This window comes from Bacillus sp. NSP9.1 (assembly GCF_000465465.2).
Taxonomy (GTDB): Bacteria; Bacillota; Bacilli; order Bacillales; family Bacillaceae; genus Bacillus; species Bacillus sonorensis_A.
Map to the genome: position 1 here is coordinate 2,207,447 of NZ_CP048273.1, position 15,783 is coordinate 2,223,229.

The 15,783-nt window shown below is 47.2% G+C and carries 15 protein-coding genes; all 15 read left to right on the forward strand.

All coding sequences use genetic code 11. The features are described from left to right. Positions 1-35 precede the first annotated feature (35 nt). The 15 genes from M654_RS11395 (at position 36) to tdh (ending at position 15,769) form a co-directional block, all read left to right on the forward strand. Positions 36-1,259 carry a bacillibactin exporter BcbE gene (locus M654_RS11395; protein ID WP_026587027.1) on the forward strand — a complete coding sequence of 408 codons (1,224 nt, stop codon included), beginning with the start codon at positions 36-38 and terminating at the stop codon, positions 1,257-1,259. Between the two features lie 142 nt (positions 1,260-1,401). Beyond that, complete coding sequence (yfmF, locus tag M654_RS11400; RefSeq protein ID WP_026587028.1) at positions 1,402-2,682, forward strand: EF-P 5-aminopentanol modification-associated protein YfmF; 1,281 nt, start codon at positions 1,402-1,404, stop codon at positions 2,680-2,682. Next, positions 2,679-3,965 (forward strand): EF-P 5-aminopentanol modification-associated protein YfmH, encoded by a 1,287-nt coding sequence (gene yfmH / locus M654_RS11405; RefSeq protein WP_026587029.1) that lies wholly within the window; start codon positions 2,679-2,681, stop codon positions 3,963-3,965. The genes yfmF and yfmH overlap by 4 nt, the downstream gene beginning before the upstream one ends. A 74-nt stretch (positions 3,966-4,039) precedes the next feature. After that, positions 4,040-4,771 (forward strand): elongation factor P 5-aminopentanone reductase, encoded by a 732-nt coding sequence (gene ymfI, locus M654_RS11410; RefSeq protein ID WP_026587030.1) that lies wholly within the window; start codon positions 4,040-4,042, stop codon positions 4,769-4,771. A 70-nt stretch (positions 4,772-4,841) separates the two neighbouring features. Beyond that, positions 4,842-5,099 (forward strand): DUF3243 domain-containing protein, encoded by a 258-nt coding sequence (locus M654_RS11415; protein ID WP_026587031.1) that lies wholly within the window; start codon positions 4,842-4,844, stop codon positions 5,097-5,099. Positions 5,100-5,312: 213 nt separating this feature from the next. Beyond that, complete coding sequence (locus tag M654_RS11420) at positions 5,313-6,104, forward strand: YmfK family protein (protein ID WP_026587032.1); 792 nt, start codon at positions 5,313-5,315, stop codon at positions 6,102-6,104. 17 nt (positions 6,105-6,121) lie between these two features. Continuing rightward, complete coding sequence (locus tag M654_RS11425) at positions 6,122-7,018, forward strand: helix-turn-helix domain-containing protein (RefSeq protein WP_026587033.1); 897 nt, start codon at positions 6,122-6,124, stop codon at positions 7,016-7,018. A 61-nt stretch (positions 7,019-7,079) separates the two neighbouring features. Beyond that, a complete protein-coding gene (gene pgsA, locus M654_RS11430) occupies positions 7,080-7,661 on the forward strand; it encodes a CDP-diacylglycerol--glycerol-3-phosphate 3-phosphatidyltransferase (protein ID WP_026587034.1) in 582 nt (193 codons plus the stop codon). A gap of 19 nt (positions 7,662-7,680) precedes the next feature. Continuing rightward, a complete protein-coding gene (locus M654_RS11435) occupies positions 7,681-8,931 on the forward strand; it encodes a competence/damage-inducible protein A (protein WP_026587035.1) in 1,251 nt (416 codons plus the stop codon). A gap of 171 nt (positions 8,932-9,102) precedes the next feature. Next, positions 9,103-10,140 (forward strand): recombinase RecA, encoded by a 1,038-nt coding sequence (recA, locus tag M654_RS11440; RefSeq protein ID WP_026587036.1) that lies wholly within the window; start codon positions 9,103-9,105, stop codon positions 10,138-10,140. A gap of 341 nt (positions 10,141-10,481) precedes the next feature. Next, positions 10,482-12,041: a ribonuclease Y gene (rny, locus tag M654_RS11445; protein WP_026587037.1), complete on the forward strand. Its 1,560-nt coding sequence runs from the start codon at positions 10,482-10,484 to the stop codon at positions 12,039-12,041. A gap of 293 nt (positions 12,042-12,334) precedes the next feature. Beyond that, complete coding sequence (locus M654_RS11450) at positions 12,335-13,132, forward strand: TIGR00282 family metallophosphoesterase (protein WP_026587038.1); 798 nt, start codon at positions 12,335-12,337, stop codon at positions 13,130-13,132. Between the two features lie 190 nt (positions 13,133-13,322). Further along, positions 13,323-13,583, forward strand: coding sequence for a stage V sporulation protein SpoVS (spoVS, locus tag M654_RS11455; RefSeq protein WP_003181955.1), 261 nt, complete (start codon positions 13,323-13,325; stop codon positions 13,581-13,583). 97 nt (positions 13,584-13,680) lie between these two features. After that, positions 13,681-14,601 (forward strand): dipeptidase, encoded by a 921-nt coding sequence (locus M654_RS11460; RefSeq protein WP_026587039.1) that lies wholly within the window; start codon positions 13,681-13,683, stop codon positions 14,599-14,601. A gap of 139 nt (positions 14,602-14,740) precedes the next feature. Beyond that, the gene (gene tdh, locus M654_RS11465; protein ID WP_152520990.1) at positions 14,741-15,769 is read left to right on the forward strand and encodes an L-threonine 3-dehydrogenase; all 1,029 of its coding nucleotides are present in this window, start codon (positions 14,741-14,743) and stop codon (positions 15,767-15,769) included. The last annotated feature ends 14 nt before the right edge of the window (positions 15,770-15,783 follow it).

Genomic DNA, 15,783 nt, shown 5'->3' on the forward strand with positions numbered 1-15,783 from the left:
ATGGATGGAAATCCTAATGAATTGGGTGAAAAAAGGTGAGCAAAAAAAAAGGTGTTAAAAGCATTGTCGCGCTGTCGTCTGTCCCGCTTGTCATGACGCTCGGCAACTCGATGCTGATCCCGGTTCTGCCGGTGATTGAAAAAAAACTAAACATTTCTTCGTTTCAAGTGTCTTTGATCATCACGGTTTATTCTATTGTTGCGATTATATGTATACCGATAACAGGCTATTTGTCCGATAGGTTTGGCAGAAAAAAGGTCATGCTTCCATGTCTTGTCATTGCCGGAGCGGGAGGCGCTCTCGCAGGCTTTGCTGCATCTTTTTTCAAAGAGCCGTATGCGATGATTTTGGCTGGGCGGGTGCTGCAAGGCATCGGTTCGGCAGGTGCCGCTCCGGTCGTCATGCCGTTTATCGGCGATTTGTTTCAAAACGATGAAGACATCAGTGCGGGACTTGGCGACATCGAGACGGCAAACACCGCCGGAAAAGTATTGAGCCCGATCTTAGGGGCTTTTTTAGCATCATGGGTCTGGTTTATGCCGTTTTGGTTTATTCCCGTCGTGTCACTCGCCAGCTTTTTTCTCGTGCTGTTTTTTGTCCCGAAGCCGAAGGAAAAAGGCGCCGATTCGAAATCTTTTATAGATTTCTCAAAAAATGTTCAGCAGATTTTCAAACGGGAAGGGCGCTGGCTGGTGTCCATCTTTTTGATCGGCGGGATCATCATGTTTCTTTTATTCGGGGTGCTGTTTTACCTCTCCGACAATCTGGAGAAAAAATATCAGATTGACGGGATCATAAAAGGAGCGCTGCTCAGCATTCCGCTGCTGTTTCTCTCCGTCAGCTCTTACCTTGCCGGAAAGCTGATCGGAAACAATAAAATCAGAATGAAAATATGCGTTCTCATCGGGATGATCCTGCTTGCCCTGTCTTTCGGGGGATTGTGGTGGAACCACAGCTTTTATCCGCTGTTTTTATTTATGACGGTCGGAGGCATCGGCATCGGGGTCGCCCTTCCTTCGCTTGATGCTTTGATAACAGAGGGGATTGAAAAAGAAGAACGCGGAACGATTTCGTCATTTTACAACAGCATGCGGTTTATCGGAGTGGCACTCGGACCGCCGGTATTTGCTTACATGATGACGAATGCCGACCGGTTGATTTTCATTGTGTCTCTTCTTTGCAGCCTCGCCGCTGTCGCTCTCGTGCTCTTTAACATTGATCCGAAGAAAGATGAGAATGAAGCGGTCAAAACGGTGTAAATCTGCACCGTTCTTTTTTTGGCGAGGTTTTTAGTTTCCTTAAATCTCCTCCAGTTGATATAATTACAACCAAACGGCCTGAGAAGCATATGGTCGAATCGGGTCATAATACATAATATAAAAAGGACGAAGGAGGTTCTTCATGACATATCTGAATGAAATAAAAGGAAAACATCGCGGGGTCACAAGCCATATCGTGAAGACGGAAAAGTTTAAAACCGTTTCCATTACTTTTAAAATGCTCGCCCCTTTAACAAAAGTAGACGTGACTAACCGGGCTCTTTTTCCGCATGTGCTCCTGCGGGGAACAAGCAGGCATCCGAAAACGGCTGACCTCAGGACGTACCTTGACGAGCTTTACGGCACTTCTGTATCGGCTGACCTCTCCAAAAAAGGGGAACAGCACGTCATTACGTTCCGCCTGGATATCGCCAATGAAAAATATTTAAAGGACCAGACGCCGCTTTTGGAAAAAGGAATGGAGCTTTTGTCCGACATTATTTTTTCGCCGGCGCTTGAGGGAGGGGTTTTTAAACCTGATTATGTCTCCCAGGAGAAACGCACATTAAAACAAAGAATTCAGGCCGTCTACAATGATAAAATGCGCTACTCGAACCTGAGGCTTATTCAGGAAATGTGCAAAGATGAGCCTTACTCCCTGCATGTGAACGGAGAGCTTGATGATGTGGACGGCATCACGCCAGAGAGCCTGTATCAAGCGTATACTAAGGCAATTGCGGAAGATCAGCTCGACATTTACGTCGTAGGGGATGTTGACGAAAACCAAGCCGATCAGTACATTGCAAACTATTTCAAAACGAAAGAGCGAAGTGCACCGGCAGCCGCCCAGATCGAGCGCAATCACACGCCGGAGCCAAGGGAAGTTGTTGAGGATGCGGATGTCAAACAGGGCAAGCTGAACATGGGCTTTCGGACCAACACGTTTTTTACAGACGATGACTATCCGGCACTGCAGCTTTTCAACGGCCTGTTCGGCGGCTTCTCCCATTCCAAGCTGTTTATGAATGTCAGAGAAAAAGCGAGCCTTGCCTATTATGCGGCCTCCAGAATCGAAAGCTTCAAAGGGCTTTTAATGGTCATGTCAGGTATTGAAGTCGCCAATTATCAAAAAGCCGTCGACATCATCAAGGAACAGTTCCAGGAGATGAAAAAAGGCAGCTTTACGGAAGAGGCGATCAGCCAGACGAAAGCGGTCATTAAAAATCAGATTCTTGAAACCCTTGATACACCTTACGGCTTAGTCGAATTCATTTATCAGCAGGCTGCCGCCCAAACCGAATTTTCTTTGGAGGAATGGCTTGACCGGATTGACAATGTCACCAAGGACGAGATTGTTGAGGTCGGTCAGAAAATCGAATTGGATACAACGTACTTTCTGAAAGGGACGGAGGGAGCATCTTGACGAAAACGATTGAATTTGAACAGCTGAAGGAAACGCTATACTATGAAAAAATGCCCGGCGGACTTGATGTATACGTACTTCCAAAAGAAGGATTTAACAAGACATACGCTGTATTTACGACAAAGTACGGCTCAATTGACAATCAGTTTGTCCCGCTCGGAAAAGAAGAAATGGTCCGTGTGCCTGACGGCATCGCCCATTTCCTCGAGCATAAGCTGTTTGAAAAAGAAGACGGTGATGTCTTTCAGCATTTCAGCAAACAGGGGGCTTCAGCCAACGCTTTTACCTCCTTCACGAGAACGGCGTATCTTTTTTCAAGCACTTCAAAGGTTGCAGATAATCTTGAAACACTCGTCAATTTTGTGCAGGACCCTTATTTCACGGAAAAAACGGTTGAAAAAGAAAAAGGCATCATCGGCCAGGAAATCAATATGTACGATGATAACCCGGATTGGCGTCTTTTCTTCGGTCTGATCGAAAACATGTATAAAGAACATCCCGTCCGGATTGACATCGCCGGCACGATCGAAAGCATTTCACACATTACGAAGGATCTCTTGTATGAATGCTATGAGACGTTCTATCACCCGAGCAATATGCTCTTGTTTGTCGTCGGACCGGTCGACGCGGAAGCGATCATCGGTCAGGTCCGCAAAAACCAGGAAAACAAACCGTATACGGATCAGCCTGAAATCGTCCGCAAAGAAGTGGATGAGCCCGCCGCAGTATACCGAAAAGAGCAGGAAATCAAAATGAATGTTCAAAGCTCGAAATGCATGGTCGGCTTAAAAAGCGTCAATCCCCGAAATACTGGAGACGACCTCTTAAAACATGAACTGACCATGAACTTGATTCTTGAATGTCTGTTTGGCAAAAGCTCTGCCGATTATGAAAAAATTTATGAAAAAGGCTATATTGACGAGACATTCAGCTACGACTACACGGAAGAGCACGGCTTTGGCTTCGCCTCTGTCGGCGGCGACACCCCTGAGCCCGATCAGCTTGCAGAAGAACTGAAACAGGTGTTCTTCAAAGCCAAAGAGACGATCACGGCTGAAAAACTCGATTTGGCGAGAAAGAAAAAAATCGGTACATTCCTAAAATCGATGAACTCGCCTGAATACATCGCCAATCAGTTTACACGGTACGCATTTTTGGAGACGAGTCTGTTCGATATTGTCACCGTTCTCGAGTCGATCACGCTCGAAGACGTCCACAAAGCAATAGAGGAAGAAATAGAAGAGGACAGGATCACCGTCTGCAAAGTCGTTCCGAAATCATAATACACACCGGAAAGTTCAGCATGGAAAGTCTTTGTGCTGAACCTTTCTTTTTTGAACGGAAAGGGTGGAACCATTTGTCAAAATTAGCTCTTGTCACCGGCTCAAGCGGGGGAATCGGCCAAAGCATCAGCGAAAAGCTGGCCGAGAGCGGCTTCGATTTGCTCCTTCATTACAACGCGAACAAACAGGCGGCCGTTTCCTTAAGCGAAAAACTCGCTGATACATACGGTGTTCACACGGAAATCATTCAAGGTGATCTGTCCGCGCCTGACGGTGTACAGGCTGTTTCCGCCTCAATCGGCGGACGGGCGCTTGACGCCGTCGTCTTAAACAGCGGGCAAAGCTTTCACGGACTTGTCACAGACATGTCCGACGAAGCTGTCCAGGACATGGTGCAGCTTCATGTATCAAGTCCGTTTCTTTTGACGAGAAACCTTCTGCCGGCCATGCTTCTCAAAAAAGCGGGCGCAATCGTTGCGATCAGCTCCATCTGGGGCGAAACCGGAGCATCCTGTGAGGTGTTATACAGCATGACAAAGGGGGCGCAAAACCTGTTTGTCAAAGCCCTCGCAAAAGAGCTTGCCCCAAGCGGGATCAGGGTCAACGCCGTTTCACCGGGAGCGGTCAAGACAAAAATGATGGGGGCTTTCTCCCAAGAGGAGGAAGAGATGATTGCAGAAGACATCCCGATGGGCAGGCTTGCAGCCCCGGAAGAGGTGGCGGACGCCGTTCTCTTTCTTCTTTCAGAAAAAGCGTCCTATATCACCGGTCAGATCTTATCGGTGAACGGCGGCTGGCATTGTTAAAAACATGTATAGTTTCTCATCCCTCCGAGAATAATAAGCCTGTAACTTTAAGAGAATGGAGGGGCCTGATATGTCCGTACTGGATAATTGGGATCAGTGGAAAAACTTTTTGGGCGACCGTCTCAACTACGCCCAAGCAAAAGGAATGTCAAACGAAACCATCTCGGATCTTGCTTATGAGATCGGCGATTACTTAGCCGGTGAGGTCGATTCAAAAAACCATCAGGAAAGAGTGCTCGCCGATCTGTGGAGCGTAGCTTCAGAAGAAGAGCAGCGCGCCATTGCGAACGTTATGGTCAAGCTTGTTGAAAACAACAGCTCACATTAAGGAGAGAGTGTGTTCACTCTCTCTTTTTTATAGGTTCGAACGGCTTGGCCGTTATACTTGGATTCAAAGCAACCGCGACGCCGTGTTTCCCGATTTTGGGAAACGGACGTTTTTCTTATTTAATCACAACATTCTGCTTTCTAATTAAGACAAAATGCTTTATGATAAAGGAAGGTAAATTTTTGCCACGATGATGGATAGGGAGGTTATCATTTGGCAAAGCTCGAATGGTACTTAGAATATGAAATCCAAGTCAACCGTCCCGGACTTCTGGGAGATATATCCTCTTTATTGGGGATGCTTTCAATCAATATTGTGACCATTAACGGCGTTGATACTTCAAGAAGGGGCCTTTTGTTAAAATGCCGTCATATAGATCAGATTAAGCGCCTGGAATCCATTTTGAACACGATGGAAACGATTAAAGTGACGAAGCTGAGAGAACCGAAATTAAGAGACCGTCTCGCTGTCAGACACGGCCGCTATATTCAGCGGGATGCCGATGATAAAAAAACGTTCCGTTTTGAACGCGCCGAGCTCGGCCTGCTCGTCGATTTTATGGCCGAATTGTTTAAAAAAGACGGGCACAAGCTGATCGGGATCCGCGGGATGCCCCGCGTCGGCAAGACGGAGTCGATCGTCGCTTCAAGCGTATGTGCGAGCAAAAGATGGCTTTTCGTATCATCTACACTTTTGAAGCAAACGATCAGAAGCCAGCTGATTGCCGATGAGTACAGTCCGGAGAATGTGTTTATACTGGACGGCATTGTCTCGACCAGAAGGGGATCTGAGCGCCACCTGCAGCTCGTCAGCGAAATTATGCGGCTTCCCGCGACCAAAGTTGTCGAGCATCCGGATATTTTCGTGCAGAATACGGAATATACGATGGATGATTTTGATTACATTATCGAATTGCGTAACAGCCCTGACGAGGTTATTACATATGAACATGCCGAGGAACCGCAAATGTTTGACCATTCTGGTTTTTCCGGTTTTGATTTTTAAAATGGAAGGTGTTTGTTGTGACTGAACTAGGAAATCGGCTGAAAGAAGCCAGAGAGGAAAAAGGGATGTCATTGGACGATCTTCAGGCGGCGACAAAAATCCAAAAACGATATTTAACAGCGCTTGAAGAAGGAAACTATGACGTTATTCCGGGGAAATTTTATGTAAGAGCCTTTATTAAACAGTATGCGGAAGCTGTCGGACTGAATTCAGAGCTCTTATTTGAAGAGTATAAAAAGGATATCCCCAATTCCTACAATGATGAGGTTTCTGATAAGCTATCTTCGATCAAGCCGCAGAGGGAACTTCCGAAGTCTGCGTCAAAAGCGCTTGAACTTCTGCCCACACTGCTTGTCTCGGCCGGGGTTATCGTTGTCGTTGTGATCATTTACGTCATCATCCAGGCCGTAAACGGCGGCGGCAATCAGCAGTCCGCCGAACAGCCAAAAACAGAAGAGTCGCAAAGCAAGTACGACGTCTCCAAGGATTCGCCGCTGACAAAAGAAAATCAGAAAGATGAAGATGCTCAGCAAAACAGCGGGGAGAAAAAAACCGATTCAGCGTCAGACGAAAAGAATGAGCTGAGCATTAAAGCCGCAGGCAGTGAAGGATCTTCCACAACATATGAAGTATCCGGCGCCGACAAGCTTGAGCTTGAGGTCAAAGCAACGGCGGATTCCTGGGTAAGGGTGCGGGATGCGAAAGGAAGCTCCCTTAAAGAAGGAATGATGAAAAAAGGGGAAACCTTTAAGAAAAATATAACCGATCAGGAACAGGTTGATCTGCGGATCGGATATGCGCCAGGCGTTGAAATAAAAATCAACGGAGAAGCTCTTTCCTACGAACTTGATCCTAAATCGGTGATGACGCAAAACATAACGATTCAAAATAAAAAGGAGGAAAAGTCATCTTAAATGCCGGATGACTTTTTCTTGCGTCCATCATTTGCAAAACGATACATATGGAGGAACCTTTATGTTTAACTTACCGAATAAAATCACGCTTTCAAGAATCGCATTAATTCCCATTTTCATGATCATCATGCTTGTCCCGTTTCCATGGGGATCCATCTCGTTTGGAAGCGAATCGATTCCGGTCGCCCATTTGGTCGGCGCCCTTTTGTTCATCTTCGCCTCTGTTACCGATTGGGTTGACGGCTATTACGCGAGAAAGCTGAACCTTGTGACGAATTTTGGGAAGTTTCTTGATCCGCTTGCGGACAAGCTCCTCGTTTCATCGGCATTGATTATTTTGGTTCAGTATCATCTCGCACCGGCATGGATGGCGATCATCATCATCAGCCGCGAATTTGCCGTGACGGGACTCCGCCTCGTGCTTGCGGGAACGGGAGAAGTCGTGGCGGCAAACATGCTTGGAAAAGTGAAAACGTGGGCGCAGATCATTGCCATTTCGGCTCTCTTGCTTCACAATCTTCCATTCGAGCTCGTATCATTCCCGTTCGGCTCCCTTGCGCTATGGGTCGCTGTCTTTTTCACCGTCGTATCAGGCTGGGATTATTTCGCCAAAAACTGGGATGCTTTAAAAACATCAGACTAAACATGGGGAAGTGGAGAACATGAAATTGGAAAGAAAAGCGGAAATCATCGCTGTCGGATCTGAGCTTCTGCTCGGACAAATCGCCAATACGAACGCGCAGTTTATCAGCAAACAGCTGGCCGAAATCGGCATTAATGTCTTTTATCACACAGCGGTCGGTGACAACCCCGAGCGTCTCAAGCAAGTCATTCAAACCGCACAGGAAAGATCTGATTTTATTATTTTCTCAGGCGGGCTTGGACCGACGAAAGACGATTTGACAAAAGAAACGATCGCAGAGGTTGTCGGGCGTCCCCTTGGGCTTGATGAGAAGGCCTTTCAATCGATTGAGGATTACTTTAAAAAAACGAACCGGACGATGTCGCCGAATAATCGCAAACAGGCGCTGATTTTGAAGGGATCGGACGTCCTGCCGAACCGGTTCGGCATGGCGCCGGGGATGCTTTTGGAGCATGAGTCCCGTTTTTACATGCTTCTTCCCGGTCCGCCGAAAGAGCTTGAACCGATGTTTGAACATGAAGCGAAGCCGCTGATTTTGGAAAAGCTCGGCTCAAAAGAAAAAATCGTTTCAAGGGTGCTGCGGTTCTTTGGAATCGGTGAATCCCAGCTTGAAACGGATTTGGAAGATCTCATCGATGCGCAGACAAATCCGACGATCGCCCCTTTGGCGGCAGACGGGGAAGTCACCCTCCGGCTGACGGCAAAGCATGCCGATCCGGATGAAACAAGCCGTCTGCTGAAAGAAACGGAAGACCGCATTTTAGAGCGCGTCGGCGAATTCTTTTACGGGTATGATGATACATCGCTCGTGGAAGAGCTTGCGAAGGCCTGCACCCGAAAAGGGGTGACTCTGGCGGCTGCGGAAAGCTTTACTGGAGGGCTCTTTTCCAGCTGGCTGACGGAAATAAGCGGTGCCAGTGAATATTTCAAAGGCGGTGCTGTCTGCTATACGAACGAATTGAAGGTTTCAGCCGCCGGCGTCTCCGAAGATACGCTGAACCGCTTTGGCGCTGTCAGCGCGCAGTGCGCAAAAGAGCTTGCAAAAGGCATCAGAGCGAAAACCGGAAGCGATATCGGCATCAGCTTTACGGGAGTGGCCGGACCTAACACCCAGGAAGGCCACCCGGCCGGAAAAGTATATATCGGCATCTCTCAAAAAGGCAAAACAGAAGAGGCCTTTGAATTCATGTTCGCCGGTTCCCGGTCCGGCGTCCGGAAACGGTCCGCCAAATACGGCTGCCACCTTTTGCTGAAAATGCTGGAAAAATAACCGACAACAGTTTTTTCGGAAGATCTTCCTTTTAAAAAAGAACATTCCGCTTTTCGGAAAAGCATTTTTCATTTCTAAAAAAATCGAATATGCGTTCGCTTTTTTCTTGGCAAATCCACGGAAACAAGGTATAGTAGATATAGCGGAAGCGATAAAGGAGGAAAAAATAGAATGAGTGATCGTCAGGCAGCCTTAGACATGGCGCTTAAACAAATAGAAAAACAGTTTGGTAAAGGTTCGATTATGAAGCTCGGTGAACAAACCGAAACAAGAATTTCAACTGTTCCGAGCGGCTCTTTAGCGCTCGATGCGGCTCTTGGAGTGGGCGGATATCCGCGCGGACGGATTATTGAAGTATACGGCCCGGAAAGTTCCGGTAAAACGACGGTGGCGCTTCATGCGATTGCCGAAGTCCAGCAGCAGGGCGGACAGGCGGCGTTCATAGATGCGGAACACGCGCTTGACCCGGTTTACGCTCAAAAGCTCGGCGTCAACATTGACGAGCTCCTGCTGTCACAGCCTGACACAGGGGAGCAGGCGCTGGAAATCGCCGAAGCCCTTGTCAGAAGCGGAGCAGTGGACATCGTTGTCATTGACTCTGTCGCAGCTCTTGTCCCGAAAGCGGAAATCGAAGGAGATATGGGAGACTCCCATGTCGGCTTACAGGCGAGGCTGATGTCCCAAGCGCTTCGGAAGCTTTCCGGCGCGATCAATAAATCGAAGACCATCGCGATCTTCATTAACCAGATCCGTGAAAAAGTCGGTGTGATGTTCGGCAATCCGGAGACGACTCCGGGCGGAAGAGCGCTGAAATTCTATTCTTCCGTACGCCTTGAAGTTCGCCGCGCCGAACAGCTGAAACAGGGGAATGACGTCATGGGGAACAAGACGAAAATTAAAGTCGTCAAAAACAAAGTGGCGCCTCCATTCCGGACAGCTGAAGTGGACATTATGTACGGTGAAGGGATTTCAAAAGAAGGGGAAATCATTGACCTCGGCACAGAGCTTGATATCGTGCAGAAAAGTGGAGCATGGTACTCTTATGAGGATGAACGCCTTGGACAGGGCCGTGAAAACGCCAAGCAGTTCCTGAAAGAAAACAAGGACGTGCTTCTGACGATCCAAGAGCAGATCAGGGAGCACTACGGATTGGATACCGGCGCCTCGGCTCCTAAAGATGAAGAAGTTCAGGAAGAGCTCGAATTTTAATCATCAACCATATGTGAAAAGGCTGCTGGCCCCGTGTCAGGCAGCCTTTTGCTTTTGATCTCCCCGGCGAACCCCCCTTCATTTTTCCCGGGGGAATTTGAAAAAGGCGAATATCTTTCCAAACGTTAAGACCGTAAGCTTGACAAGTATTTCCCACACAATTACAATGAAATTGTATCACTTGTTTTTCTTAACATGATTGATAAACATTTAAACTTGACAAGGGCAGTGAAGCTTCTTCATTCCCTGTGAAGGTTCTGTATGTTGAGAAGAAAGTACAATGTACATGCCGACACTTACTTTTAGCAAGAAACAAGTTCATAGCAAGAGGAGGTGAAAGTATGAGTCCTTTAACCATTCTCATCTCCATTTTGCTGAGCCTATTCTGTTTAGTTGTTGGCTACTATGTTCGTAAAATCATTGCCGAAGCAAAAATTTCAGGTGCGCGTAATGCAGCCGAACAAATTCTTGGAGACGCAAAGCGGGATGCTGAAGCGTTGAAAAAAGAAGCCCTTCTTGAAGCAAAGGACGAGATTCACACGCTTCGGATAGAAGCTGAACAAGAAGTTCGTGAAAGACGAAATGAGCTTCAAAAACAAGAAAACCGTTTACTTCAAAAGGAAGAGAACCTTGACCGAAAAGACGAATCATTAGATAAACGGGAAGCGATGTTGGAGAAGAAAGATCATTCTCTGAATGAACGACAACAACATATTGAAGAGATGGAAAGCAAAGTGGATGAAATGATTCGTATGCAGCAGTCGGAATTGGAGCGTATTTCAAGTCTGACTCGTGATGAAGCGAAGCAAATCATTCTGGAGCGAGTTGAAAATGAGCTTTCCCATGACATCGCGATCATGACGAAAGAATCGGAAAATCGTGCGAAAGAAGAGGCGGATAAAAAAGCGAAAAATATTCTTTCATTGGCTTTACAGCGCTGTGCCGCTGATCATGTGGCCGAGACAACGGTATCAGTTGTCAACCTTCCAAATGATGAGATGAAAGGCCGTATTATCGGACGTGAGGGACGAAATATCCGTACATTGGAAACATTGACGGGAATCGATCTTATCATTGACGATACGCCGGAAGCCGTTATCCTTTCAGGATTTGATCCGATCAGGCGTGAGACAGCCAGGATCGCTCTTGATAAACTCGTTCAGGATGGCCGCATTCATCCTGCCAGAATCGAAGAAATGGTTGAGAAATCCCGCCGTGAAGTGGATGATTATATTCGCGAAATGGGTGAACAGACGACATTTGAAGTGGGAGTCCACGGTCTTCATCCCGATCTTATCAAAATTCTCGGCCGTCTGAAGTTCAGAACAAGCTATGGACAGAACGTGCTGAAGCATTCAATGGAAGTAGCGTTTCTGACCGGTCTTATGGCTGCAGAACTCGGTGAAGACGTCACACTTGCCAAAAGAGCAGGACTTCTTCACGATATCGGGAAAGCGATTGACCATGAGGTGGAAGGAAGCCATGTCGAAATCGGCGTAGAGCTTGCCACCAAGTATAAGGAGCATCCAGTCGTCATCAACAGCATCGCATCACACCACGGTGATCAGGAACCGACTTCCATCATCGCAGTGCTCGTGGCCGCAGCTGATGCATTGTCAGCCGCAAGACCTGGTGCAAGAAGCGAAACCCTCGAAAATTATATTCGCAGGCTTGAAAAGCTGGAAGAGATTTCTGAGTCGTACGAAGGTGTCGAAAAATCATTTGCGATACAGGCCGGACGGGAAGTTCGGATCATGGTCAAACCAGACTCGATCAACGATCTTGAAGCCCATCGTTTGGCGCGGGATATTCGAAAACGAATTGAGGACGAGCTTGACTACCCTGGACATATTAAAGTAACTGTGATTAGGGAAACGAGAGCCGTTGAGTACGCAAAATAAAGTGGTGCATAAGCGCCACTTTATTTCAGATTTTTGACGAAATCCTAAAACGGTTTAATGTTTTAGGATTTTGTCATCCTTTCAGCGTGATTGAAAACCTTTGCAGTCTAGGAAGGCCGAGCATTGGAGCGGAGCGAATGTTGGATTCGTGAGCACTGAAGCGCAGGCCTGACAACGAATGCGAGGGTTTGTCAACACGCTGAATAAAGTGGTGCATAAGCGCCACTTTATTTTTTTGTAACCTTGTGTAACACTATTAGAAAAACCTATTTAAAAAAAGAAAGGGTCAAATGATGAGAATTTTATTTATTGGAGATGTCGTCGGTTCGCCGGGCAGAGAGATGATCAAAAATTATTTGCCGAAACTGAAGCTGAAATATAAACCCCACGCCGTTATCGTTAATGGAGAAAACGCCGCACACGGGAAAGGCATTACCGAAAAAATATACCATCAGCTCATTCAAGCGGGAGCCGATGTCCTCACCATGGGAAACCACACATGGGATAAAAGGGAAATATTTGATTTTATTGATGAAGCACCGCAGATCATCAGACCGGCCAACTTTCCCGAAGGCACCCCGGGGAAAGGGATCACATACATCAAAACAAACGGCAACAAAGAGCTTGCTGTGATCAATCTGCAGGGCCGGACATTTCTTCCGCCGATTGACTGTCCGTTCCGCAAAGCGGACGAACTGATTGATGAAGCTTCAAAAAGAACGCCGTTTATCTTTATCGATTTTCACGCTGAAGCAACAAGTGAAAAACAAGCGATCGGCTGGTATACGGACGGCCGGGTGTCAGCCGTTGTCGGAACCCATACACATGTGCAGACGGCGGACAACCGCGTGCTCCCCAAAGGCACGGCCTACATCACCGATGTCGGGATGACCGGTCCGTATGACGGGATTCTCGGCGTTGACCGGGAGACGATTATCAAACGCTTTAAAACAAGCCTGCCCGTCAGGTTTGAGATTGCCGAAGGCCGCACAACCTTAAGCGGAGTTGTCATAGACATCGATGATCAAAGCAAAAAAGCCGTTAAAATTGAACGGATCTTAATCAATGACGACCACATGTTTTTTGAATAAAATCATTTTAGAAAAATATTAAAAGGAAAGCAGGAATATCCCGGTCTTTTAGTGAATATAGTAAAAATGGAAGGTACCCTGCTATTTTTGAAAAGCAATTAAAAGGGGATGGCTTTGAAAATAGCAACATCTAATAATGATTGTTCTAATGAACACTCACTTATCCATTGAAACTTAAGGGGGAGCAGGAATGGAAATATTAAAAGTTTCAGCAAAATCAAATCCAAACTCGGTCGCAGGTGCGCTCGCGGGAGTCTTGAGAGAACGAGGAGCTGCGGAAATTCAAGCAATCGGAGCCGGTGCATTGAACCAGGCTGTGAAAGCGGTGGCGATTGCCAGGGGATTTGTAGCGCCAAGCGGAGTGGATCTGATTTGCATTCCGGCGTTTACGGACATTCAAATTGACGGTGAAGAGCGAACAGCGATTAAATTAATTGTTGAACCCCGCTGATAGAAAGATAAGTCGAATCAATGCTTCAACCTGCTTGCTTAAGGCAAGCGGGTTGTTTTTGGTTTGGCCAAAATGTAGAGCTGGGAGCGGATGAAATATGAACATTTTTGATGCCCATTCCGATCTGCTATTCAAGCTCTGGAAAAATCCGAAGCTTAATGAATACAACGATCCAACACTGCAAACACCGGTCAAAGCGCTTTTAAACGGGAAGACGAAAGTGCAATGCCTGGCGATTTTTCTGCCGGCTTCTGTTCCGGCCGCGATGCGCCTGGAAATGGCGCTTGTTCAAATACAGCTGTTTTACGAAAAAATCGCCAAATATGAACGGATCAAACTAATCAGAAGCAAAGCAGACATCCACTCGCTGAAAGCGGATGAAACAGGCGTTATCTTAACGATGGAAGGCTGTGAGCCGATATCCAAAAATTTAAGGCTGTTTGATGTTTTTTTCCGGCTCGGCGTCAGAAGCTTCGGTCTGACATGGAACTGGGCGAACGCCTTCGCTGACGGAGCTTTGGAAAAAAGAAATGCGGGACTTTCATCCTGGGGAAACAAATTGATCCGCATCGCCAACAAAAACCGGGCCTGGACAGACGTTTCCCATTTGTCGGAAAGCAGCTTTTGGGATGCGCTGGCGGCCGCAAAATATCCGATCGCCTCCCATTCCAATGCCTACAGCCTTTGTCCGCATCCAAGGAATTTAAAGGATGATCAAATCAAAGCACTCATTGATCAAAACGGTGTCATCGGTCTGACATTTGTCCCTGAATTTGTGAAACGCGAGGGGACGCCGCGGCTGAAAGACATCCTTACACACATTGACCATATTTGTTCTCTCGGCGGTGAACGGCATATCGGCTTTGGTTCGGATTTTGACGGCATCGACAGAGTGATTCCGGATTTGGAATGCCACAAGGATTATGACAATCTAATCGAAGCATTGGAACGCTCGTTTTCATCCAGTCAAGTGCGCCGTTTTCTCTTTGAAAACTTCGTCAGCCGCATCCCGTTTTAAAAAAATTTCCGCTTTTTTTCAGAGTGTGTTCATATGTCCACATCATACGGACGGTGGTGTTTACCAAGATGGAAAATCGTGCTACAATCCTTGTGTAAAGCGATTTTTCGAAAGGGGGCTGTTCGTCTTGAACGGAAAAATGAAAGCGCTTATCAAGAATCCCGGGGAACCCGGCGCTGTCCTTGAGCTCGTTCCGATTCCGCAAATCGATCAACATGAAGTGCTCATCAAAGTGAAAGCTGCATCGATTTGCGGAACCGATGTTCATATTTATAATTGGGATGAATGGGCGAAAAACAGAATAAAACCGCCCTATGTGTTTGGTCACGAATTTTCCGGAGAGGTCGTTCAGGTCGGGGAGAATGTCACATCAGTCAAGGAGGGGGAGTACGTCTCAGCGGAAACGCATATCGTCTGCGGGAAATGCATTCCCTGTCTGACCGGAAAAAAACACGTCTGCCGAAATACGCAAATCCTCGGCGTGGATACAGAAGGGTGTTTCGCCGAGTATGTGAAGGTGCCGGCGGAAAACATCTGGAAAAATCCGTCCGGTATGCCCGAGGACCTCGCTTCGATCCAAGAGCCGCTCGGCAACGCCGTGCATACCGTTCTCTCAGGGATAACAGCAGGGGATAAGACGGCGATTGTCGGCTGCGGTCCGATCGGATTAATGGCTGTGGCGGTGGCGAAAGCAGCCGGGGCCTCACAGGTGATCGCGATCGATAAAAACGAGTACAGGCTCGACTTGGCTGTGCAAATGGGCGCAACCGAAACCATCTCCATTGAAAAAGAAGACCCGCTCAAAAATATAAGCGCTTTAACAAATCGGGAGGGCGTTGATTTAGTTTGTGAGATGTCGGGCCATCCGACAGCCATCCGCCAAAGCCTAAAGATGGCGGCAAACGGCGGGAAGGTTCATATCTTAAGCTTGCCGGAGCACCCCGTCTGCATTGATATGACAAATGACATCGTCTTTAAGGGCCTGACAGTCCAGGGAATCACCGGGCGTAAGATGTTTGAAACATGGAGGCAGACAAGCGAGCTGCTGAATGCCGGTGCAATCCGGATTAAACCTGTCATTACCCATCATTTTTCACTTGAAGACTATGAAACAGGTTTTGAGCTGATGAGGAAAGGGCAATGCGGCAAAGTTGTGCTGAAACCATAGAAAGGAGAGATTGA